Genomic DNA, 21,957 nt, shown 5'->3' with positions numbered 1-21,957 from the left:
CTAGTAGCCAAGAGCCACGGCCACGCTCTCCTGGCCTGCTGCTGCAGGCGGCAGGGTCAGGGAGGATACGTCGTTGGCGCCGGAGCGTTGCAGCAGCACTGCCCCGTAGGCGGCGTCGCCGGACGCGGAAACCACGTAACCCACGACGTCGGACCCATCAGCCTGCTCCGGAATGCCGATGGCCGCAGTGGTACCGCCAGCGATGTCCGCACTGGCGGGCGCCTTGACCTTGCCGTCCGCGGTGACTGCGGCGTAGGTGATGGTGGCGCGTCCGTCGAGGACGCCGAAGACGAGCTGTCGGACCCCACCGCGGGGCACGGGCACCACATGTTGGCTGCCAAGACGGATCCCGGACGCCGCCCAGGCCGCATCGGTTGGCTGGTCCGCATCAACGCCGCGGCTCAGCCTGGTGGTCGCCACGAAGGAAACATCAGAGGATGCCGCCACGGTGTACTGGCCCGCGGGAACCCCAGCCAGGGAAACACTGGTGACGGTCCCGGCCTTTGCGGTGACGACCCCGCCACTGGGCAGCACCTTTTTGCCGTCCCGGCCGAAGACGCTGATCTCCACGACGGCATCGGAGGGACCCGGAACGGTGAGTTCCAAGGCCGGACCCGCGTCTTGGAAACCGCTCCGCCGGATCAGGGCGTTGACGGCCGCCGCATCCTGAATGTCGATTCCCGTCATTACCTGACGAGTGGATGGCGCGGCTCCGGGGGTGATGAAGTCAACGCCGCCGGGGGTCAGACCACGGAGTACGCTCTGCTGGATGACGGCTGCCACGGGGCCGCCGGCACTTCGGACGCGCACGCTCAGTTGTTCCTCTGACGGTGCAAGCCCGGCAAGCACCACGGAACGGGTTGCTCCGGGTGCTACCAGGAGGCCGCGGCTTCCTGGTGCTTGGATCTCCCCCGCCGAACCGAAGAGCTCAAGACTGACAGTAGCCGGAGTGGTTGAAGCGTTGGTCAGGTTCAGCACCGATGCCCGGCCCACGGTGGTGCTGGCACCAGCCAGCCACTGATCATTGCTGGGTTGCTGGCAGTTGGCCGCAGCAAGGCCGCGGAGGTCTCCGTCCGTGGCAGTAAATTTGGTTGCTGCTGCGGCAGACGCCGTCTGGTTTGCCAGCGGCTTGGCGGCCAAGACGCTCACTTGGTCTACCTGGCGGCCCGGAACGATGGCTGCTGCCAGGGCGTTGCTGGCAGCATTTCCGCTGGCAGCGGCTGCCGGTTCCTTGGCGACTTCCACGATCGTGGACCCATCCAGCCGTGCCAATTCGCTGGCCGGAACTGCTCCTGCTGCGCCAAGGACCAGGCCTGTCACCGTGCTGGTTGCAGTGGCCGATTCCGGGCTGAATTGCGGGTCGGTCCCTGCCTCTGTACCGGTCACCAGGCGGGCAGGTCCAGGGCAGACCCCTACGGCCGTGCCGGCCGGGACCGCCGCGGCAACGGCGGCTAAATTGTGGTTCGTTTGCGTCGCGGGCAGCAGTGAGCCGGCCACCACCACGGCGCCAGCTCCGACCAAGACGAGTGCCGAGGCGGCAAACCCCGCCACTGCTGCTTTCCGGCGCGGCTGGGTGGCCTTCGCCGGTTTTTCTGTGGCAGGCCGGACGGCTCGCGGCCCACCTGCGGCCGGTGCCTTCGCTGCAGTGGAAGCGGCGGGGCTGTTCTCACGCATGTTGCTTGACTTTCGGCGTCGGAATTTCGGTGCGGGGAAGCGTCTGGGTTGGCGTGCGGCGCCGTGGCGCCGGCATGGGAATCGCCAGCAGGACGGTCAATCCAATGACACCCAACTGCGCAATCCCGGTCCAGGGCTCCCAGGGCGTCGCGTACCGGACGCTGAGTTCGCCGCCTTGGGCTGGCAGGACGAACGCTTGTGACCAACCTGCGGTGCTGGCGGTCAGTTTGGTACCGTCCAGCCAGGCGCTCCAGTTGGGATCGGCCCGTTCCGCGAGGACCAGCAGGCGTCCTTCGGGACCTGCAGGCGCCGTTGCGGCAACATCGGTACTGCTCGACGGGATAACGGCCAGCGTGGTGCCGTCAGCCGAGGTGATGCGCACCCGATGGGCTACATCCCCCGTTTCTGCGAGACTCTGGCTGGCTGGGGTGATGCGCCACAACCAGCCCATGTCTGTCTGCCCCACAGCGACCAGGCCAGGAACTGCATCGATCCGATTAGCCGTTAGCTGGGCAGCTGAGTCCGCGGCCCGAAGGACCACGAAGCCGGCCCCAAGCTGCTCCAAATCTGCCCGCGGATCCACGCCTTGGCCAGCCACCACGGTGGCCACTACTGCGCGGAGAACCGAGGTGACGTCGTCGTCCGTTCGAAGGGATTCCGCCCCCGGTGCGCCCATGACGTTGCGCGCCGAGGCGATGGTCGACAGCGCATCCAAGGTGGTGCCCGAGCCGCGCGCCAGGGACGCATCGACGGTGCCATCTTCGCGGACGCTGATCAGCAGTGTGCGGCTTTGTTCGGGACCGGTCCCGCGGTCAATGGCGGTGGCGGGGAGGGTTCGCGGACTGGCAGCCGCCACCAGCCGCTGGGCGCCGAGGCCGGGTTCCTGGGACGCGACTCCGGCAGGTGCGCCCACGAGATTTTGGGTAGCCCAGGCGGCCATGCCCAGGACGGGCCCGGCCAGGAGCAGGACAAGGCCCGCAGCCATGGCAGCACGGACGCCACGGCCCTTGGTGCTGGTTTTGGCGAGAGTATTCTCGGCAGTACCCACGAGCCCTTCGGCACCGAGGATGGCTGCCCCCAGGAGCGCGATCGAGGCCATCGAGACGCTGGGGCCAGTGAAGGGTGAGACCAGGACGTCACCGCTCGCAGAGGTGGCCACCTGCCCTGCGAACCAGCCACCCGCCAGAGCCAACACGGCGGCTACCCAGAGGAACCGGACGGTCCCGGCCCTGCGGCGGGCCATGAAGAGTGCCGCTACCGCCAGGACCACAATCGGGGCTGCCACCACGAGAGCCAGAATCAACGCCCACGGCACAGCATTGCCCTGGAAGACCGGCAAGCCCGTCAGGCCACCCCAGATGCCGAAGTTGAGGGGCTGGCCCAGGACCTGCTGCCATAGGGGCGCCGGGTCAAAGCCCAACGGCAGGCCAGGGTCGGCGAGGAGTGCCCGCGGGCGGTCCAGGGTAGAGAGGGCAAACGGGATGAAGAGCGCTGCGGTGGGCAGCAACGCCCACCAGGCAGTGGTGCCACGACGACCCAACAGGACACCGCACAGCACCACGACCACCACCGAGGGCACCAGCAGCGACGGCGCCGATGCTGTGACCACGGCAAGTGCCAATCCGGCAGCGGCAGCTGCAGTCCATGACGGGGTGCCGTTGACTCCCGGCCGGATGGGTGGAATGTTGCCAGGGCGGTCGCCGGGGGCTGGCATGGTGAAGCGGCCGTGCCCCACGGCGGTTCCGGTGGCACGAAGAAGTGCCAAGATCACCAGCGGAAGCATGATGTGCGCAATCAGGGCGCCAGCGCGGCCTTGGTTTGCGGCTATCTGCAACGCGGGTGCTGCCGCCCAGGATAAGGCCGCCACGAAGCGTAGACGGCGGCGGACGGTCAAGCCGCCGGCGGCAAACCACGCCGTCAGGGCTGACAGTGGTGTGCTGAGCAGGAAAAGCCATGCCAAGGCGGCGTTGGCATCGCCGCTGCCGAGCAGGCCCAGAACCCACAGGACATAGCCGAAAGGATCGCCCCGGCCGGGCAGTCCAGCGCCGAGGCTGATCCACCAGCCGGAGGCGTGCTGCCAGATCTCAGCGAGGGTTGCGGACACAGGAAGGAGCGCGCCGCCGGCGGCGGCCGGCGCGCGGAACAGCCCCGCCAGGGCCAGCATGGCAGCCACCGTAGCGATGATGACTGCCGCGAGTGCACCGTTGCCCACCCAGCCGCGTTTGGTGGTGGCCAGGGCAGCAAAGTCGTCTGCTGCATCTCCGCTGGGTTGGTCCTGTAAGGCATCTTGGGTGAGGTCTTCGGCAGGGGTGTTGTCTGCACCAAGGGCTTCGAGGAGTGACCTGCGGTGACTCCAAACCTCACGCCGTGACGTCCGGAGTTCCCGGATGACCGAGCGCCTAACCAGCCGGGTTTTCCGGGCGGAGTTCCGGGCCCGGGCCAGCGCCCGAGGCCTGGCCAGCGCGGAGCAGGTGGCGGCCAGGTGCATCAGGCCGTGCCCGGGATCCTTGACGGCCACGCTAAGGAAGAAGGTGAAGAGACTGCCCAACAGAGCTAGGACGGCATGCACAGGCACCATCCACAGGGGTGCATGCTTCAACCGCAAGTGGACCTGCGCCTTGCGCGCCGCGGCCGGGGTACCCAGCCCATGTGGCCGTTCCACCACGTGGAAAATCTTGGCGGTGGGCACCACCACCACCCGGTTGCCGGCCAAACGGTTGCGCCAGCAGAAATCGACGTCGTCGCCGGTCCCAGGCAGCGCAGGATCGAACCCACCCAAGAGTTCCCAGACATCGCGGCGGATCAGCATGCCAGCCGAATTGACGGCAAACGTATCGCTACGTCCGTCGTACTGACCCTGATCAAGTTCTTCGGGTTCAATGAGGGTCAGCCGCTCGGCCCAACGGCTGATGGACAAGCCAACATCGATCAGGTGTCGGTTGGAGTCCCAGTCAAGTTGCTTGCAGCCAGCCACCGTCACGGACGGCGCCAGCTCCACCGCAGTGAGTAGCTCCGCCAGTGCTCGGGGATCCGGGGCTGAATCGTCGTGGAGCAGCCAGATCCACTCCCCCGCGGTGTTGCCACCGCTGGGAGCCAGGCTTGCCAGCCCGGCTTTGAGGGCTGCACCGAGTCCGCCACGATGCGCGCGGTAGCTCGTGACCTGATCGGCGCCAAAGGCGTTAGTGAGGTGTCGCAGCGAATCATCGCGAGAACTGGTGTCCACGCCAATGGTCCGGTCCACGGGGCGGGTTTGATCCGCCAGGGCAGAGAGGGTCCTGGGGAGATAGGCACTGCCGTTGTGTGAGACCACAACGGCAGTGACATGAACATCCTGAAGAATTAGACTGCTCGCTTCCTAAGCCGTCGGCGTTCCCGCTCAGACAGGCCGCCCCAGATACCAAACCGTTCGTCATTGGCCAACGCGTACTCGAGGCACTGCGAACGCACGTTGCAGGCGCCGCAAACCTTCTTGGCGTCGCGGGTAGAACCGCCCTTTTCGGGAAAGAACGCTTCCGGGTCGGTCTGGGCGCACAGGGCGTCAGTCTGCCAGCCCAGTTCGCCTTCATCGTCGAAACCCTGCTGCAGCGGCAGGCCCAGCCAGACGGGCTGAGTTGCGGACGCAACCGTCAGTTCCATGGGCGGATCGAGTTCATCCTCGGGATCCGCGCCAGCCAGCAGTGCTTCGTGTGCAGCTAGGAAGGCGGTTGCCTGGTGGTCAAGGCTGGACCCGGAATTCTGGTTATACCGCTCTGCGGCGTCGGGATCCGCTGGATCCACGTACCAATCGCTGGGCACGCCACGCGCACGATACTTGGCCGTTGCCTGTCCGGCGACGACACCATCTTCCTGGATTCGCTCTGCTTGCCCCACGGCGACCCTCCTGCTGTTACGGCAACTGCCTGGCTACCTGGACACTCGGTTGTGTGTCCGTACTTACGCAGCTGCCTTAGGTTTCTAATTACACGTGTGTAACTAGGGTGAGTCAAGCCAGTGCTGGATAATAATCACTCACCGACGCCAACTCGGGTACGCCACGCCCGGAATTTTTTCCGCCAGCTACGCTGCCGGTGCAGGTCAGCCGCCATATTCGCGCCGATACAGGCAATTTCCCGCTAATTCCCTGCCAATATCCAGATTCCGAAAAGCCACACCGGACCCGACTGAGATTTATCTCACCCGAGACTCGCGCCCTCCCTTGGTGGCAGGATGAGGGGATGACTACCCCGCTGTCCAGCCTGCTCCATGACCTCCGATCCGGAAATCCCACGGCGCCCCGCCTGACCTGGTACGGGCCAGACGCCGAACGGGTGGAGCTCTCCGGCAAGGTCCTAGATAACTGGGTGGCCAAGACCAGCAATCTCCTGCAGGACGAACTGGACGCGGAGCCTGGCATGCGGATTCGCCTGGATCTGGCCCCGCATTGGAAATCCCTGGTCTGGGCTCTGGCCGCCTGGCAGTTGGGGCTTGAGACGGTCCTGGCGGGTTCCGACGCCGATTTCCTAGTCACCGCAGCGACGGATCAGCCGGCCGGGGAGTACGACGCCGTGATTGCGGTTGCGCTGCCGGCGCTGGCCATGCGCTGGGCAGGCGACCTCCCGGCCGGCTGGGTGGATTACGCCGCCGACGTCCGTTCCCACGGCGATTTTTTCATGGCACACGACGAGCCTGCCACCAGCGCCGCAGCAGTGACGGCCGCTGACGGCACCGTCTTTACCCAGCAGGACCTCATGACCAACTTCGCGGTGCCGCAGGCAAACAGTGCCCGCATTCACGTGGCCGCCAGCAGTGGCCTGGAAGCGGCTCTCGCCGACGCCCTCGGCGCCTGGCACAGCGACGGCTCCGTTGTGCTGACGCATCAGAGCGTGGAACTCACTGAGCACCTCAAGGCCACTGAGCGCATTTCCGGCAACTGATCGGAAAGCCGGTTGCGGGCTAACGCCACGGCTGGCAGGACGGCACTGCCGAGAGTGCACCGCCATTCCCAGCCGATACAACGAGACCGCGCCGGTTCCTCCGGGGGCTTGGACCAGCGAGGCGGCAAGCGTGGGAGCAAACGCCACAGACTACGGACTCGCGTCCTATCTCTATAGCCGTGACCGCAGAGATGCTCCTCCGCGTCGCGGACCCTTACGCCGAGCGTTAAGGGAGGTCTGGGCCGCCGGCCTGGTGCCGCTCCGGAGCAGGCGACTTGGCGCGGGGATGCATGTCAATGAGCTCCCGGTCGTGGGAGTATTCCGGTTCCTGGTCGAGCTCTTCGTTGAACACCCAGAAGCGGTAGGCGAAGAATCGGAAGATGGTGCCGAGGACCAGGCCCACCACGCTGCCTGCGATGAAGAGGGAGGGCTTGTCGTTGAGTTCCAGGACATACTTGGCGAACCACACACAGCCGGAGGCAATGAGCAGGCCAACAAAGTTCATCACGGCGAATAACACCGCTTCGCGGACCACGTTGGCCTGCTTGCGGTGCCTGAAAGTCCAGAAGCGGTTGGCTACCCAGGAGAAAATACTTGCCACGATGGTGGCCACGGCCTTGGCCCAGACCTCGCTGCCGTGCATGGGACCGGTGAAGAGCCAGATGAAAATGGCCGAGTCGATGACGAACGCCACACCGCCCACGGCGCCGAATTTGGCCACTTCACGCCAAAAGAGTGAGGCAAGGCCCCGGATTCGATCTGCAATTGCGCTAAACATGACCCTCCATGGGCGTCCAAACTATGGGCCAGTCGGCCAAGGGACTATTTTAGCCCCCAAACCTGCTGATAGTTCCCGCCCTGGAACCGCCGCGAGGGGACCCGGCACAGGAATCCAGGCCGTGAAAACGACCGAAAGCCCGGATACCCGGGTCTCTTCGGTAGGCTGGCCCATGTGACTTTTCCAGTAATAGGCGTGGTTGGCGGCGGCCAACTAGCCCGAATGATGGCCCCTGCCGCGACTGCCCTCGGCTTTGAACTGCGTGTCCTTGCCGAAGGACCAGACGTCTCGGCGGTCTCGGCGGTCCGCAAAACACCCATAGGTGATTACCAGAACCTGGCTGCCCTGCAGGCTTTTGCCGAGGGCGTCGATGTATTGACGTTCGACCATGAACACGTTCCCACGGCGCACCTTCGTGCGCTTCAGGACGCCGGCGTCAACGTACAGCCCGACCCCGACGCCCTGGTCCATGCACAGGACAAGCTGGTGATGCGCGCCGCGATCGAGCGGCTTGAACTGCCCAATCCGGCCTGGGCCGCTGTTGCCGACGTCGAGGCGCTGGTGGCATTCGGTGAAGCGACAGGCTGGCCGGTGGTCCTCAAAATGCCGCGCGGCGGATACGACGGCAAGGGCGTGCGGATCATCGATTCGGCGGCGGACGCCGCCGCCGCAAGCGACTGGTTTACCGCCATGAGCCCCCTCCTGGCGGAAGCTAAAGTCGAGTTCAGCCGCGAACTCTCGGCCCTGGTGGCCCGGACGCCCGACGGTGAGTCCCGCGCCTGGCCCGTGGTGCACACCATCCAGGTCGACGGCGTCTGCGACGAAGTCATTGCCCCTGCGCTGGACATCCCGCTGGACGTGGCAGCTGCTGCCGAGGACGCGGCCCTGCGGATCGCAGCGGAATTGGGCGTCACAGGCGTCCTCGCCGTCGAACTCTTCGAGACCCCAGGCATGGGCCAAGGCTTCCTCATCAACGAACTGGCCATGCGGCCGCACAACACGGGCCACTGGACCCAGGACGGCTCAGTCACCAGCCAGTTCGAACAGCACCTCCGCGCCGTCCTCAACCTGCCCCTGGGCGCAACCGACGTACTGGGACCGGTGGTGGTCATGAAGAACTTTCTCGGCGGCGAAAACCAAGACCTCTTCGCTGCGTTCCCGCTTGCCTTGGCAGCGGAACCTGCAGCGAAAGTCCACTGCTACGGCAAATCCGTCCGCCCTGGACGCAAGATTGGGCACGTCAACCTGGTGGGCACGTCAACAGCCGACGTTGTCGCCATCCGGAGCCAAGCCACCCTCGTCGCAGGCATCATCCGCGACGGCCGGGCCCCGGCCGAGGAACCGGCCCACGAATTCAAGGAGACCCCATGAGCGAAGCGTCACCAATGTCACCTGCTCCCCTGGTTGGCCTGGTCATGGGTTCCGACTCGGATTGGCCGGTCATGGAGGCCGCTGCCGAGGCGCTGGCCGAATTTGGCATTCCGTTTGAGGCAGATGTGGTGTCAGCCCACCGCATGCCCACGGAGATGATCAAGTACGGCCAAGGCGCCCATGAGCGCGGGCTCCGCGTCATCATTGCCGGCGCCGGCGGCGCAGCGCACCTCCCCGGCATGCTGGCAAGCGTCACCCCGTTGCCTGTCATTGGCGTCCCGGTCCCACTGAAGACACTCGACGGCATGGATTCGTTGCTGTCGATCGTGCAGATGCCGGCCGGGGTCCCGGTGGCCACCGTCTCCATCGCCGGTGCCCGCAACGCAGGTCTCTTGGCGGTCCGGATTCTTGCCTCCGGCACGGACGAGCTGGCGACGGCGTTGCGCAGCGACCTGCTTGCCTTCGCCGACGAGCTGAACGCCGTTGCTACCCGCAAGGGGGCAAACCTTCGGCAGAAGGCCAGTGAGGTCTTTGCGCACAGCAGCGCCGCCCTTCGAGGCAGCCGCTAAGGCGCGCCGATGGCCAGCAGCGAAATAACCCAGACGACAGCCGGGGCCGCCTTGACCGACCCCGTCCGGTACCCCGCCAGCGCCTCCTCCACCGTGCGCACCAAGCGGGCGTTCGTGCTGATCTTGATGACCTTGCTGGTGCCCGGCAGCGCCCAGCTGGTGGCTGGTGACCGACGTCTTGGCAGGGCAGCCCTGCGCGTGACCATCACTGTCTGGGCCCTGCTGGTCCTCACCCTGATCCTGGCAATCTTCAACCGGCCTGCGCTGATCAATGTCATCACCAACCCGTTTGCTTCGCTGCTGCTGGTCATTGTCTTGGCGGCGCTTGCCGTGGGCTGGGCCGTGCTTTTCATCAACACCCTGCGGCTCATCAGGCCGGTGTTGCTGGCACCCGGGGCGCGCCCCGGCGTCGCGATTGCCCTGGTCCTTGCCCTGGTCTTGGGCAGCGGGACCCTGGGCTACGGCGCCTACCTGCTCAATGTGGGCCGCAACGCCATTGGTAGCATCTTCTCCGCTGGCCCCACGATCGACGCCGTAGATGGCCGCTACAACTTCCTCATGATGGGCGGCGACGCGGGCGATGACCGGACCGGCCGCCGCCCCGACAGCCTGTCCGTCCTCAGCGTGGACGCCAAGACCGGCCAGACAGCCATCATCTCGGTCCCGCGAAACCTGCAGAACGCCCAGTTCAGCGAGGGCTCACCCATGCGCTCGATCTACCCGGATGGCTACAACTGCGGCGACGAGTGCCTGATCAACGCCGTCAACACCGAGGTCACCAACAACTACAAGGACCTGTACCCGGGGGTAGCAGATCCCGGCGCGCAGGCGACCCTGGAAGCTGTGTCCGGCACCCTGGGCCTGACGGTCCAGGCCTACGTGCTGGTGGACATGGACGGCTTCGCCAAGCTCATTGACGCGATGGGCGGGATCAAGATCAAGGCCGGCGGTTGGGTGCCCCTCAGTGGCGACATGGTGGATGAAGCCAATGGCATCCACGGCATGCCGCTGGGTTGGATCCCTGCGGGTAACCAGACCCTCAACGGCTACCACGCGCTCTGGTACAGCCGGTCCCGCGAGTTCGTTGACGATTACGCCCGCATCCAGCGCCAGCAGTGCGTGCAGCAGGCAATGCTCAAGCAACTCGATCCCGCCACCCTGCTGTCCAAGTTTGAGGACATTGCCGATGCAGGCACCAAAGTCGTGGAATCCAATATTTCCGCCTCACAGCTGGGCAGCTTCGTCGACCTTGCCATGAAGGCAAAAGGGCAGGACGTCAAGCGGATGACCATCGGTCCGCCCGACTTCGATGCTTCCTTCTCCACTGTCCCCGATTTCGATCTCTTGCACACCCGCGTGGATCAGCTCCTTGCCACGGCTTCCGGGGCGCAGGCTGCGGGTACGGCCGACGACGTCATGGCCATACCTTCGGCGACTGGCGGCCACGTGCAGGCGGCCGGAGCCCAAACACCCGCCGTTGCAGCCGCACCGTGGGCCCTCCCGGCGCAGCAGACGCCATCGCCGTCGGACTTCACGCCGGTGACCACCACCCCTGACGGCGAGCCGATCAGCGAAGAGATGCTCAACCAGTTCAAGCGCGAAGGCAACGAGCAAGCCATCCGCGATCTCGTCGCCAGCAACGGATTGTGCGCACCCCAGTAGGCTGGGGCGCCATCGAAACATCAGAACGGAATGGGTCTTGTACGAACTTGTTAACGTCCTTCGGGATTACGCCTGGGGATCAACGACGGCCATTGCAGCGCTGCTGGGACGCCCGGAATCCGGCGGCCCCGAAGCCGAGCTATGGATTGGTGCGCACCCGGATTCGCCGTCATTGGCGAGCTCCGGTGACGCTGGCGACAGCATCTCCCTGGACCAGCTGATTGAAACGGACCCCGAACACTTCCTGGGCGCCGCCTCGATCGAAAAGTTTGGCCCTCGGCTGCCGTTCCTGGCGAAAATCCTGGCCGCGGCCCAGCCGTTATCGCTCCAGGTGCATCCCAGCCTGGAGCAGGCCAAGGCTGGTTTCGCACGCGAAAATGCTGACGGCGTTCCCGCCGGAGCAGCGCACCGCAACTACCGGGATGCGAACCACAAGCCAGAGATGATCCTGGCGCTGACCCCGTTCGAGGCGCTGTGCGGATTCCGGGGTGCTCCGCAGACCTTGGCCCTGTTCGAGCACGTTCACCAACTGTTCGGCCCCGCCGGCATTGAGGTGCCAGGCATCGTCGAGGAGCTGCTCGTCGACCTCGCCAATCCCGATGAGGAAGCTGCCTTGCACGCCGCGTTCGTTCGGCTCATCACCGGAGGCGACCGCGTGGCTGCAGCCACCGCATCCGTTGCCTCGGCGCTGCTCACGGCTGACTCGTTCGCCCCGTATCAGGCCGAGTTGGCAACAGCCCTGAGCCTGAACGAGAAGTACCCTGGCGATCCTGGAGTCTTGATCTCACTGCTGTTGAATCGGATTTCACTGCAGCCCGGTGAGTCCGTCTACCTGCCTGCCGGCAAGGTGCACGCGTACCTGCACGGCCTTGGCGTGGAAGTGATGGCGTCCTCCGACAACGTGCTGCGCGGTGGGTTGACGCCCAAGTTCGTGGACGTTCCGGAGCTGCTGCAGACCCTGGAGTTCCAGGCCGTGGCACTCCCCCGGCTCCACGCCGAGCGCAACCACCTGGATCAGGAAATGTTCCGGCCGCCGTTTGCCGAGTTCGCCCTGCAGCGGATCGAGTTGGGTCCCGACGCCGGTCCTGTCCCGGTAGCCCAATCTGGCGCGGCAGTGCTGCTGGTGGTAACCGGCCAGGTGGTCCTGGATTCACCCAAGGGCGATCTGCACCTGCGCCAGGGTGGCAGCGCTTTCCTGCCGGCCGCCGAGGCACCCGTCAATGTTCACCGCGCCGCTGGCAGCACCGAGGACGTCCTCGTTTTCGCGGTCACCACCGGGCTTCGGTAGCCTGCCCCAGGCTCGGGGCCTAGCCCTTGGACTGTCCTGGCAGCACGCGGGCGGCCAGCGGCCGCGCTTTCCCAACAGCTGCCTTCAGCAGGCGTCGGCCTTGCTGGAGGCTGCGCCGTGCCAGCGGCATGGCAGTGGAGTACACCGGGTACAGCGGCGACAACGGCTTGTCCCAGGTCCCCAGCAACATGTCCTCATGCTTGGCGAACTGCTTCTTGAAGTCTGAGATGCCGTCGTTGAGCAGGCCATTGAAGTCGTAGCGCGTGCACCCGTCGGCCCGCATGGCGAGGAAGGCGGCCCATTTGACGCCGTAGTTGACCCGCTGCTTCTGTCCCTCGGCGGAGACCCCGCCGTAGAGTTCGAAGGCAGTAGCCCCGCTGCGGGCCAGCCAGACGAACGCCAGCACAGTGTCGCCGTCGAACGCTGCAATGATGGGCGAATCGGCACCCAGGTTTGCCCAGATGTCCCGGTAGTACTGGTCCTCGTGGATGCCAAACCCGGCCCGCTCGGCGGTCTCGTGGTAGATGGCCAGGACCTGCTCCAGCTCGGCGGCAGCAGCCACTTTGCGGAACTGCACCTCGCTGCGCATCGACTTGCGGATATTGGCGCGCGTGGACTTGGACATGGCTGCCATCAGCTCGTCGTCGGACAGTGCCAGATCCAGGATGAGCGTGCGCGGTATCAGCACCGTATTGTCCGTCCGGCTGAACCCCGCCGCAGCAACCTCGGCCGCGAACCCGGACTCCAGGTCCCAGTCTGGTTCGATGCTGAGGGCCACCCCGTGGTGGCGCTCGTTGGCGTAGCTGGCCAAGCTGGTCAGCACGGCCTGGGTGTCTGCCGGCAAGCACATGGGCCCCCGCGGAATGTAGACCAGCGCACGGAAGGGGAACGGTAACCGGCGGATCAGCAGCTGGGCGCAGCCAATGGTGGTGTCACCGTTTTGCAGGAAGACCCGGTCCACGGACCAGCCGTGCATCGCCTTGGTCTGGCCCCACCCCCACAGCTGTTGCGGATGGCCCTGGAACTGGTTCACTTGCCCGTCCCACGTGGCACGGTCAAGGCAGGGCACAACAGCTGGAATCATGGCTTAAACCCTATACCAACGCGTTAAGCACCAACGCCCCGCACTGCACAGGGCAGTCCGGGGCGTTGGGGTGGCTCGCTGTCACCAGGAGCTGAGCCGCGGCTCAGTTCCGGCGGGCGTAACCTTCCCACTTGCTGGCCTGGTGCTCGCCATCAACAAAGCGGATGGTCCCGGACTTCGAACGCATCACGATCGACTGGGTCAGGACCTTGTCCTTGGAGTAGCGGACGCCCTTGAGGAGGTCACCGTCGGTGATGCCGGTGGCTGCGAAGTAGCAGTTGTCGCTGGACACGAGGTCGTTGGTGGAGAGGACGCGGTCCAGGTCGTGGCCAGCGTCGATGGCCTTCTGCTTTTCTTCGTCGCTGGTGGGCCACAGCCGGCCCTGGATGACGCCACCCAAGGACTTGATGGCACAGGCGGCCACGATGCCTTCCGGCGTGCCGCCGATGCCCATCAGGGCGTCCACGCCGGTCCCGGAGCGGGCTGCTGCGATGGCGCCTGCAACGTCGCCGTCCATGATGAACTTGGTGCGTGCACCAGCTTCGCGGATCTCTTCCACGAGCGGACGGTGCCGGTCGCGGTCAAGGATCATGACGTTGAGTTGGTTGACCTTGACACCCTTGGCCTTGGCGATCAGGTGCAGGTTCTGCTTGACCGGCAGGCGGAGGTCCACCATGTCTGCGGCTTCGGGTCCGGTAACCAGCTTCTCCATGTAGAAGACCGCTGACGGGTCAAACATGGAACCACGCTCTGCGACGGCCAGCACGGCCAGGGCGTTGTTGATGCCCAGGGCTGTCAGCCTGGTGCCGTCGATCGGGTCGACAGCAACGTCGCATTCGGGACCGGTGCCGTCGCCAACGTGTTCGCCATTGAACAGCATGGGGGCTTCGTCTTTTTCGCCTTCGCCGATGACCACAACGCCGTTGAAGTGGACTGTCTGCAGGAAGGACCGCATGGCATCGACGGCAGCGCCGTCGGCGGTGTTTTTGTCGCCAAAACCTACCCAGTGGCCGCCGGCAATGGCTGCAGCCTCGGTCACGCGGACCAGTTCAAGGGCAAGGTTACGGTCCGGCTCGTCGTTGCCGACCGTGAGGGATGATGAGATCGTCGAGTATTTCTGGGTCATGGATGCTTGTGACACGTGTACCTCTTCTTCGAGTGGCGATCGATGGACCCGCACTGCCGGTACAGCAGGGCGGAGACTCCTGTGATCGATCATAGTCGCGGCCTGGCACCGGCCGCCCCGAGATGACGCAGAACTGCAACGCGGAGCGGAGTCGCACCGGTACACGCCAAATTGCCGAATACCAGCAACACAGGCGCATGGGTGAGGATAGAGGGGTGAACGACATGCAGGAGAAGGACACCCCCGCCCCGGAGCCACAGGGCGCCGCAGACCAGAATGACGGCGTGGCCCAGCCCGCCGAGGCACCGTTTAAGCCCGTCATCGCGCCGGGCGCAGCGAAGCGGGCCAACGCGTCAGTGATCGGCATGATCATTGCCCTGGCCATCAGCATTGCGGCGTTCGTACCCATCATCCTGATGAACCCACAGCCCAAGAGCGAAGGGTACCGGGCCGACGTCGACGTCGCGGCGGTCTCCCGAAACGCTGCGGATGTGGCAGGATTCACACCTGCAGCGCCTGTCACAGACGGAGCCTTCCGTCCCAACTATGCACGCTGGGAAGCCGGGACCGCCAGCGGGGTGCCCACCTGGGAGGTGGGATACCTGACCCCGAAAAATTCCTTCATCGCCCTGGTCCAAACCATCAAGTCCAATCCCACCTGGCTGCTGCAACAGACAAAGAACGCACCTGTCACCGGCTCGCGCAGCGAAGGTGGCCAGGAATGGCAGCTCCGCGATACCGGCAAGGGCGAAAAATCCCTGGTATTGGAATACCGCGGCACCACGATCATCCTGTCCGGCGCTGCCGCCCTGGACGAATTCGGGACGCTGGCTGCCGCCGTCGTGCAGTCGATGGACAGCAGTCCCGCCGTCACGAATTCCGCGAGCGCCCCCGCCGCGCCGTAACCTAGGTTTCGTGACTACGAACCTGACCCCGGACCTGGCCTGGCGCCGCATGCGCGAAGGCAACGAACGTTTCGTCGCCGGTGAAGCCCGGCACCCCAATCAAGATGCGTCGCGGCGGTCCTCGCTGGTGGAGAACCAGCACCCCTTCGCCGTCATTTTTGGGTGTTCGGATTCCCGGCTCGCCGCTGAAATCATCTTTGATCTGGGCCTCGGCGACGCCTTCGTAGTCCGCACCGCCGGCCAGGTGATTGACGACGCCGTCCTAGGCTCCCTGGAATACAGCATCGGCGTGTTGGGGGTACCGCTGATCGTCATCCTGGGGCACGACAGCTGCGGTGCTGTCAGCGCCACCAAGGACGCCGTGGATACCGGCGAAATGCCGGCCGGCTTCATCCGGGACCTGGTGGAGCGCATCACGCCGTCGGTCCTGACCTCGATCCGGAACGGCAACCACGAGGTGAACGACATGGTGGTGGAGCACGTCAAGCAGACCTCCTCGCGCCTGGTGGACAGTTCCCGGGTCATCTCGGATGCGATCGACGGCGGTACTGCGGCAGTCATCGGGCTCTCCTACAGCCTGGCCGACGGCAGGGCCAACGTGGTCTCAGGCATCGGCGACTTCTGAGCAGCAATCCCACCGCGCCCGCGGGCCCCGTAGCACGCCCTTCACGGTTTTCGATGGGAAGCCTGCTCGTCCTAAGCTAGCCACATGACTTCCACTGAAGAATTCCGCATTGAACACGACACGATGGGCGAAGTCCGCGTCCCGGTGAACGCCCTGTACCGTGCGCAGACACAGCGTGCAGTAGAGAACTTCCCGATTTCGGGCAAGACCCTGGAGCGCGCCCACATCGAGGCGCTGGCCCGGGTGAAGAAGGCAGCGGCGCAGGCCAACGCAGAACTTGGGGTGCTCGACGGCGAGCTGGCCAAGGCGATTGCCGGTGCTGCCGATGAAGTAGCTGCCGGCACGTACGACGGCGACTTCCCCATCGACGTTTTCCAGACCGGCTCCGGCACGTCGTCCAACATGAACACCAACGAGGTCATCGCCGAACTGGCCACCCGTGCCTTGCAGGCCGCTGGGAGCGACAAGGTGGTCCACCCCAACGACCACGTGAACGCCTCGCAGTCCTCCAACGACGTCTTCCCCACCTCCGTGCACGTCGCGGCGACCTCTGCCCTGATCAACGACCTCATCCCCGCCCTCGGCTACCTGGCTGAGTCGTTGGAGCGTAAGGCAGTTGAGTTCAAGGACGTCGTGAAGTCCGGCCGCACCCACCTGATGGACGCCACCCCGGTCACGCTGGGCCAGGAGTTCGGCGGCTACGCAGCCCAGGTACGTTACGGCGTCGAGCGGATCAACGCCTCCCTCCCCCGGGTGGCTGAAGTTCCCCTGGGTGGCACCGCGGTGGGCACCGGCATCAACACCCCGGCTGGCTTCCCGGAACGCGTCATCGAACTGCTGGCCGCGGACACCGGCCTGCCGCTGACAGAAGCCCGCGACCACTTCGAGGCCCAGGCCAACCGCGATGGCCTGATCGAGGCCTCGAGCCAGCTCCGCAACATCGCCATCTCGTTCATGAAGATCAACAACGACCTCCGCTGGATGGGTTCGGGCCCCAACACGGGCCTTGGCGAAATCGCCATCCCCGACCTGCAGCCGGGCTCCTCGATCATGCCGGGCAAGGTCAACCCCGTGATCTGCGAGGCGTCCATCATGGTGGCCGCGCAGGTCATCGGCAACGACACCGCCATCGCCTGGTCCGGGACCAACGGTGCGTTCGAGCTGAACGTGGGCATCCCGGTGATGGCCGCCAACCTCCTCGAGTCCATCCGGTTGCTGTCCAACACCAGCCGCGTCATGGCGGACAAGATGATTGACGGCATCACCGCCAACGTGGAACGCGCCCGCTTCCTCGCCGAGGCGTCGCCGTCGATCGTGACGCCGCTGAACAAGTACATCGGCTACGAGAACGCTGCCAAGATCGCCAAGAAGGCAGTGGCTGAGGGCCTCACCATCCGCGAGACGGTCATCGCCATGGGCTTCCTGGAGCGCGGCGAGGTCACCGAAGAGCAACTGGACACGGCCCTCGACGTCATGTCCATGACGCGCCCGCCGCACAAGGCCTGACGCCTCACCGAACACCCTGACGACGGCGGTCGGCACCTTCCCCACGGAAGGCGCCGGCCGCCGTCGTTGTTTCCCCGCTGCCCCTAGTTGCACTATTCACCACTAAGTGCAAAACTTTACTTTGTGGAAGATAGTGCAAATAGTGAAGGTGGCCTCCGCGAGCGGAAGCGTCGGGAAACCCGGCACGCCGTGACGGCCTCAGCCCGGGCCCTGACGGCCAGCAAGGGCCTCAACGGCTTTACCGTGGAAGAGGTCTGTGAGTCGGTCGGAATTTCCCGGCGCACCTTCTTCAACTACTTCCCCAGCAAGGAAGATGCCGTCCTGGGACACCACGACGACGAACACTCCAATGCGCTGCTGGCTGACTTCGCCCGGAAGGGCGGCCAACCAGGCAGCATCTCGGAGACGCTGCTGGCCGATCTCATCCACCTCATGTTGGATATCTGGGCAGCGAAAGTGGACTCCGAAGCTGTCGCCGAGATCCGCCAACTCATGGCAGCCATCAAGAAGGAACCCCAACTCCTGGCCAAGATCGTGGGCCTGAGCGCCGAACGGGACGCGACCTTCCGGACCCTTCTTGGCGAACGCGAAGGCGTCCCCGCCGATCATCCAGTGGTGGTCATGGCGGTCTCCGCCATTGGCAGCATGGCGCACCACGCCCACCAGGCGTACTTCTCAGAGACGAACACCCGGCCCTTCCCCGAGATCCTCCTCGAGGACGCACACGCCCTCCAGGCTCTCTTCTCCCAACACCTCCCCAGCTTCCCCGAAGGATCATCATGAGTACCACCACCAAGCCACCGGCAGGGCCCCTGCTGCTGACACAGAAACGGATCTGGATCATCTTTTCGGCGCTCATCGCCGGCATGCTCCTGTCCAGCCTCGACCAGACCATTGTCTCCACCGCCATGCCCACCATCGTGGGCAAACTCGGCGGTGTGGAACACCAGGCGTGGATCACCACCGCCTATCTCCTGGCCACCACCATCGTGATGCCTATCTACGGCAAGTTCGGTGACATCCTTGGCCGGCGCAACCTGTTCCTGGTTGCCATTGCCCTCTTCACCCTCGCCTCTGTAGGTTGCGCCCTCGCCACCGATTTCTGGGGCTTCGTGATCTTCCGTGCCATCCAGGGCCTCGGTGGTGGCGGCCTGATGATCCTCTCGCAGGCCATCATCGCTGACATTGTGCCGGCCAAGGACCGCGGCAAGTACATGGGCCCGCTGGGCGCCATCTTCGGCCTGTCCGCTGTTGCCGGTCCGCTCCTGGGCGGCTTCTTCGTGGACCACCTCACCTGGGAATGGGCCTTCTACATCAACATCCCGGTGGGCATCGCCGCGTTCGCCATTGCCTGGTTTGCCCTGACCCTGCCGAACAAGAAGGCCGAGAAGCGCATCGATATCCTCGGTGTGCTGCTGCTCTCCACCGCTACCACCTGCCTGATCTTCTTCACCGATTTCGGTGGCAAGAAAGACGAAGGCTGGGATTCGCCCCTGACCTGGGCTTTCGGTGCGGGCCTGGTCCTCTCGGCGGCAGCCTTCGTGATGGTTGAGCGCCGCGCAGAAGACCCGATCATCCCGCTGAGCCTTTTCCGGAACCGCATCTTCGTCAACGCCACCGCCATTGGCTTCACCCTGGGCCTTGGCATGTTCTCTGCCATCGCGTTCGTGCCCACCTTCCTGCAGATGTCGTCCGGGACCTCCGCAGCCGAGTCCGGCCTGCTGATGCTGCCCATGATGGTGGGCCTGATGGGCACCTCCATCTACTCAGGCATCAGGATTTCCAAGACCGGCAAGTACAAGATGTTCCCCATCCTCGGTGCCACGCTGACCTTGGCTGCCATGTTGTGGATGACCACCCTTGCCGCCAGCACCCCCATCTGGGTCATCTGCGTTCAGCTGTTCGTCTTCGGCGCCGGCCTGGGCCTCATCATGCAGGTAGTGGTCCTGGTGGTCCAGAACTCTGTGCCGGCAGACCAGATCGGCACCGCAACCAGCACCAACAACTACTTCCGCGAAGTGGGCGCCGCCATGGGCGTCGCCGTGTTTGGTGCGATCTTCACCAACCGGCTCTCCGAGTCCCTGACCAGCGCCTTCACTGGTGCTGGCGCTTCCTCGGAGGCTGCAGCCCAGTCCACCAGCAGCCTGGATCCGCAGGCCTTGAGCCAGCTTCCGGAGCAGTTGCGGAACGCGATCGTCAACGCCTACGCCGACTCTCTGGCTCCGGTGTTCTGGTACCTGCTCCCGTTCATTGCGATCGCTTTGGTCCTGGCCATCACCCTCAAGCAGATTCCGCTCTCGGACACGGCCGGCATGGTGGCCCGTGGTGAGGCTGTGGGCGGCGAGGAAGCCCTCCGCCTTGAATCCGAACTTCGCTCGGGCGCCCCGCAGGCCGTCGAGGGGGAATCCCCTGACGCGGACCCTGGCAACGGGCAGGACGCGGACGACGGCGGACTGGTCACCACGCGCCGATAGGTCACCTTGGACGCCGCAACCCTTGGGGGGTTGCGGCGTCCAAGTGTTGCGGCGCGGCTACGGCTCGAAGTGCGCCGGCCCAAGAGGTTCCAAGGCCCTGCGGATGCTTGTCAGGTGGCCCGGCATCAGCTCCGGCAGCTCGGCAGGGCCAAACCAGCCCACGGCGAGCGACTCGTCGTCGTTGACCCGGGCTGTGCCGGACACGTACCGGCACCTGAAGACGATGTCGAGGAACTCGCAGACGTCCCCGTTGGGATAGCTGAAGGGACCCACCGTTCCCACCGACACCACGTGCATGGCTTCGGCCACCACTGCCGTTTCCTCAAAGATTTCCCGGACCAGGCCGCGGGCAGGTTCCTCACCGGGTTCCAGGATGCCGCTCACCAATGCCCACTGGCCGTTGTCAGAGCGCTGGGCCAGCAGCACCCGGCCGGCGTCGTCCACTACCACGCCACGGACTCCGGGCAGCCAGAGAAGATCGTTGCCGACCTTTTTGCGGATGTTCAGAATGTAGTCAGGTGCTGGCATGGGGCAAGCCTAACCGGGGCGGAACTATGACGGCAGCAACATGGCCCCCGCGGCGCCCAGGAGCATGAACGGGCCGAACGGGATCGCCGACTTCAAGGTCCCCCGCCGGGTCAGCAGCAGACCCGCCGACCACAGCCCGCCCAGCAGGAACGCGAAGAGCACCCCGGCAAAGAGGTGCAGCCAGCCAACGTAACCCAGGTAAAGGCCCAGGACGCCCGCCAATTTGACGTCGCCAAACCCCATTCCGGCAGGGTAGGCGAAGCGGAGGACGAAGTAGAAGCACCACAGCAGCGCCCCGCCGGCGAGAATTCGGAACATCTCTGGACCGGCAGCCGCAAACCAGTTGACGCCTGACAGCGCGTCCACCGGCATCGCGGCTTCGCCAGCGGCCGCAACAAGCGTGGCGCCAAGGAGCAGTCCGCCTCCCACACCGTAGGCGGGCAGCACGATGCGGTTCGGCAGCAGGTGATGCTGCACGTCAATCACTGTCAGGCGGACGGAGATCAGCACAAAGTAGGCGCAGGCAGCCACGACAAGCCAGAACGCCAGCGGGCTCAGCACCCATAGCTCACCAAGTCGTCCTGTCATCCTCGGATGCTACGTGAGAGGCCGCAGGCACCACTACAGCAGCCGCGTACTATGTGGATATGACCACGTGGGACGCCCGCCGACGCCAGGAACCGGCACATGGCGTGGCTACCGATGCCGTGGAAGCGTTCCGGAATTTGTGCCGTTCCTCGCCGTGGCGGTGGCAATCACTCCGGTTTGATTACTGGGATGAACCGTTTTCCGAGGGTCCAACGCCTGGCTCGCCCATGGTCCGGGCCTGGCTGCGCCGGCCCGGGGCGCTGCGGCTGGAATCCGCCGAGGGACTGGTCCTCCACAGCACTCCCGGGATCAACGATTCGCGGGGCGGACTGTATGTCAGTTCCACCAGGAAGTCGTGGCTGCTGCCGCCGCGATTGGTGACGCCGGTGTTTGACGCCAACGGACTGGTCCGCCGTCGGCCCGAAGCTGCCTACGGCGAGCCCAGTTTCGGCAACGGCCGCCTGGCCGCTGCCCTGGATCCTGTGGAACTTGCCGGCAAGGCACCGGTGCCCCTTGAATTTCCGGGCACCAACGCCATCACCATCCATTCGGTAACGTCCGTGGAGCACGGTGAACGGGCCGCGTTCGAAGCAGAAGTTTCGCCGAACACCGCTTACCGTCCGGGGGATGCGGCAGCACCACTCTGCTGGCCTGGCCGGTCACTGGTCCGACTGGATGCGGCCACCGGCGTCTGTGTGGCCAGCCGCGGGCTGGAGGCCGACTCAAAGCAGTGGGGCCACTGGCTTCGCATCACCGAGGTCGACGCCTACATGCCCGACGAACTCTTCCTCGCCATCCCTGCCTCCCCCGCCACGGTCCGCCAGCACATTAGGTGGGACATTCCGGCCTAGGCACGCTTTCCCCGG

The 21,957-nt window shown here is 65.3% G+C and carries 19 protein-coding genes; 11 read left to right on the top strand and 8 right to left on the bottom strand.

Annotation, left to right across the window (positions count from 1 at the left end):
• Genes PSET11_RS09865 through PSET11_RS16895 form a run of 3 tightly spaced genes read right to left on the bottom strand, consistent with a single transcriptional unit; the run spans position 1 to position 5,544 of the window.
• Complete coding sequence (locus PSET11_RS09865; RefSeq protein WP_124091930.1) at positions 1-1,674, bottom strand: DUF5719 family protein; 1,674 nt, start codon at positions 1,672-1,674, stop codon at positions 1-3.
• A complete protein-coding gene (locus PSET11_RS09860) occupies positions 1,667-4,984 on the bottom strand; it encodes a glycosyltransferase family 2 protein (protein WP_124091929.1) in 3,318 nt (1,105 codons plus the stop codon). The genes PSET11_RS09865 and PSET11_RS09860 overlap by 8 nt, the downstream gene beginning before the upstream one ends.
• A gap of 29 nt (positions 4,985-5,013) precedes the next feature.
• Positions 5,014-5,544 (bottom strand): WhiB family transcriptional regulator, encoded by a 531-nt coding sequence (locus tag PSET11_RS16895; protein WP_124091928.1) that lies wholly within the window; start codon positions 5,542-5,544, stop codon positions 5,014-5,016.
• Positions 5,545-5,888: 344 nt separating this feature from the next.
• On the opposite strand from PSET11_RS16895, the gene PSET11_RS09850 reads away from it, so the two are divergent.
• Positions 5,889-6,587, top strand: a complete 699-nt coding sequence (locus PSET11_RS09850; RefSeq protein WP_124091927.1) for a TIGR03089 family protein — start codon at positions 5,889-5,891, stop codon at positions 6,585-6,587.
• A 226-nt stretch (positions 6,588-6,813) separates the two neighbouring features.
• Here PSET11_RS09850 and PSET11_RS09845 read toward each other — a convergent pair whose 3' ends face one another.
• On the bottom strand, positions 6,814-7,365 hold the full coding sequence (locus tag PSET11_RS09845; RefSeq protein WP_124091926.1) for a GtrA family protein: 552 nt from the start codon (positions 7,363-7,365) through the stop codon (positions 6,814-6,816).
• 174 nt (positions 7,366-7,539) lie between these two features.
• Between PSET11_RS09845 and PSET11_RS09840 the strand changes: the two genes are divergently transcribed.
• Genes PSET11_RS09840 through manA form a run of 4 tightly spaced genes read left to right on the top strand, consistent with a single transcriptional unit; the run spans position 7,540 to position 12,255 of the window.
• Positions 7,540-8,736 (top strand): 5-(carboxyamino)imidazole ribonucleotide synthase, encoded by a 1,197-nt coding sequence (locus PSET11_RS09840; RefSeq protein ID WP_124091925.1) that lies wholly within the window; start codon positions 7,540-7,542, stop codon positions 8,734-8,736.
• Positions 8,733-9,305 carry a 5-(carboxyamino)imidazole ribonucleotide mutase gene (purE, locus tag PSET11_RS09835; RefSeq protein WP_124091924.1) on the top strand — a complete coding sequence of 191 codons (573 nt, stop codon included), beginning with the start codon at positions 8,733-8,735 and terminating at the stop codon, positions 9,303-9,305. The genes PSET11_RS09840 and purE overlap by 4 nt, the downstream gene beginning before the upstream one ends.
• Positions 9,306-9,314: 9 nt before the next feature.
• Positions 9,315-10,967, top strand: a complete 1,653-nt coding sequence (locus tag PSET11_RS09830; protein ID WP_124091923.1) for an LCP family protein — start codon at positions 9,315-9,317, stop codon at positions 10,965-10,967.
• 37 nt (positions 10,968-11,004) lie between these two features.
• A complete protein-coding gene (gene manA, locus PSET11_RS09825) occupies positions 11,005-12,255 on the top strand; it encodes a mannose-6-phosphate isomerase, class I (RefSeq protein ID WP_124091922.1) in 1,251 nt (416 codons plus the stop codon).
• 19 nt (positions 12,256-12,274) lie between these two features.
• Here manA and PSET11_RS09820 read toward each other — a convergent pair whose 3' ends face one another.
• Positions 12,275-13,339 (bottom strand): lipid II:glycine glycyltransferase FemX, encoded by a 1,065-nt coding sequence (locus PSET11_RS09820; protein ID WP_124091921.1) that lies wholly within the window; start codon positions 13,337-13,339, stop codon positions 12,275-12,277.
• 103 nt (positions 13,340-13,442) lie between these two features.
• Positions 13,443-14,465: a class II fructose-bisphosphatase gene (glpX, locus tag PSET11_RS09815; protein ID WP_203415952.1), complete on the bottom strand. Its 1,023-nt coding sequence runs from the start codon at positions 14,463-14,465 to the stop codon at positions 13,443-13,445.
• A 224-nt stretch (positions 14,466-14,689) separates the two neighbouring features.
• Here glpX and PSET11_RS09810 point away from each other — a divergent pair, with 224 nt between their 5' ends.
• The 5 genes from PSET11_RS09810 to PSET11_RS09790 all read left to right on the top strand — a co-directional run bounded on the left by PSET11_RS09810 (position 14,690) and on the right by PSET11_RS09790 (position 19,975).
• Positions 14,690-15,370: a DUF4245 domain-containing protein gene (locus PSET11_RS09810; protein ID WP_124091979.1), complete on the top strand. Its 681-nt coding sequence runs from the start codon at positions 14,690-14,692 to the stop codon at positions 15,368-15,370.
• A gap of 10 nt (positions 15,371-15,380) precedes the next feature.
• The gene (locus PSET11_RS09805; protein WP_124091919.1) at positions 15,381-15,995 is read left to right on the top strand and encodes a carbonic anhydrase; all 615 of its coding nucleotides are present in this window, start codon (positions 15,381-15,383) and stop codon (positions 15,993-15,995) included.
• An 84-nt stretch (positions 15,996-16,079) separates the two neighbouring features.
• Positions 16,080-17,501 carry a class II fumarate hydratase gene (locus tag PSET11_RS09800; protein WP_124091918.1) on the top strand — a complete coding sequence of 474 codons (1,422 nt, stop codon included), beginning with the start codon at positions 16,080-16,082 and terminating at the stop codon, positions 17,499-17,501.
• 123 nt (positions 17,502-17,624) lie between these two features.
• A complete protein-coding gene (locus tag PSET11_RS09795) occupies positions 17,625-18,284 on the top strand; it encodes a TetR family transcriptional regulator (protein WP_124091917.1) in 660 nt (219 codons plus the stop codon).
• Positions 18,281-19,975 carry an MDR family MFS transporter gene (locus PSET11_RS09790; RefSeq protein ID WP_238989096.1) on the top strand — a complete coding sequence of 565 codons (1,695 nt, stop codon included), beginning with the start codon at positions 18,281-18,283 and terminating at the stop codon, positions 19,973-19,975. Before PSET11_RS09795 ends, PSET11_RS09790 begins: the two co-directional genes overlap by 4 nt.
• A 57-nt stretch (positions 19,976-20,032) precedes the next feature.
• On the opposite strand, the gene PSET11_RS09785 is transcribed toward PSET11_RS09790, so the two are convergent.
• Complete coding sequence (locus PSET11_RS09785) at positions 20,033-20,503, bottom strand: NUDIX hydrolase (protein WP_124091916.1); 471 nt, start codon at positions 20,501-20,503, stop codon at positions 20,033-20,035.
• A 24-nt stretch (positions 20,504-20,527) separates the two neighbouring features.
• Positions 20,528-21,091, bottom strand: coding sequence for a prepilin peptidase (locus PSET11_RS09780; RefSeq protein WP_124091915.1), 564 nt, complete (start codon positions 21,089-21,091; stop codon positions 20,528-20,530).
• Positions 21,092-21,150: 59 nt separating this feature from the next.
• On the opposite strand from PSET11_RS09780, the gene PSET11_RS09775 reads away from it, so the two are divergent.
• Entirely contained in the window at positions 21,151-21,942 is a 792-nt protein-coding gene (locus PSET11_RS09775; RefSeq protein ID WP_203415948.1) for a hypothetical protein, read from the top strand.
• The last annotated feature ends 15 nt before the right edge of the window (positions 21,943-21,957 follow it).

Origin of the sequence: Arthrobacter ulcerisalmonis (assembly GCF_900609065.1) — a bacterium.
GTDB lineage: Bacteria > Actinomycetota > Actinomycetes > Actinomycetales > Micrococcaceae > Arthrobacter > Arthrobacter ulcerisalmonis.
Note: the sequence above shows the minus strand (reverse complement) of the source record. Positions and strands in the feature narration are given on the sequence as shown.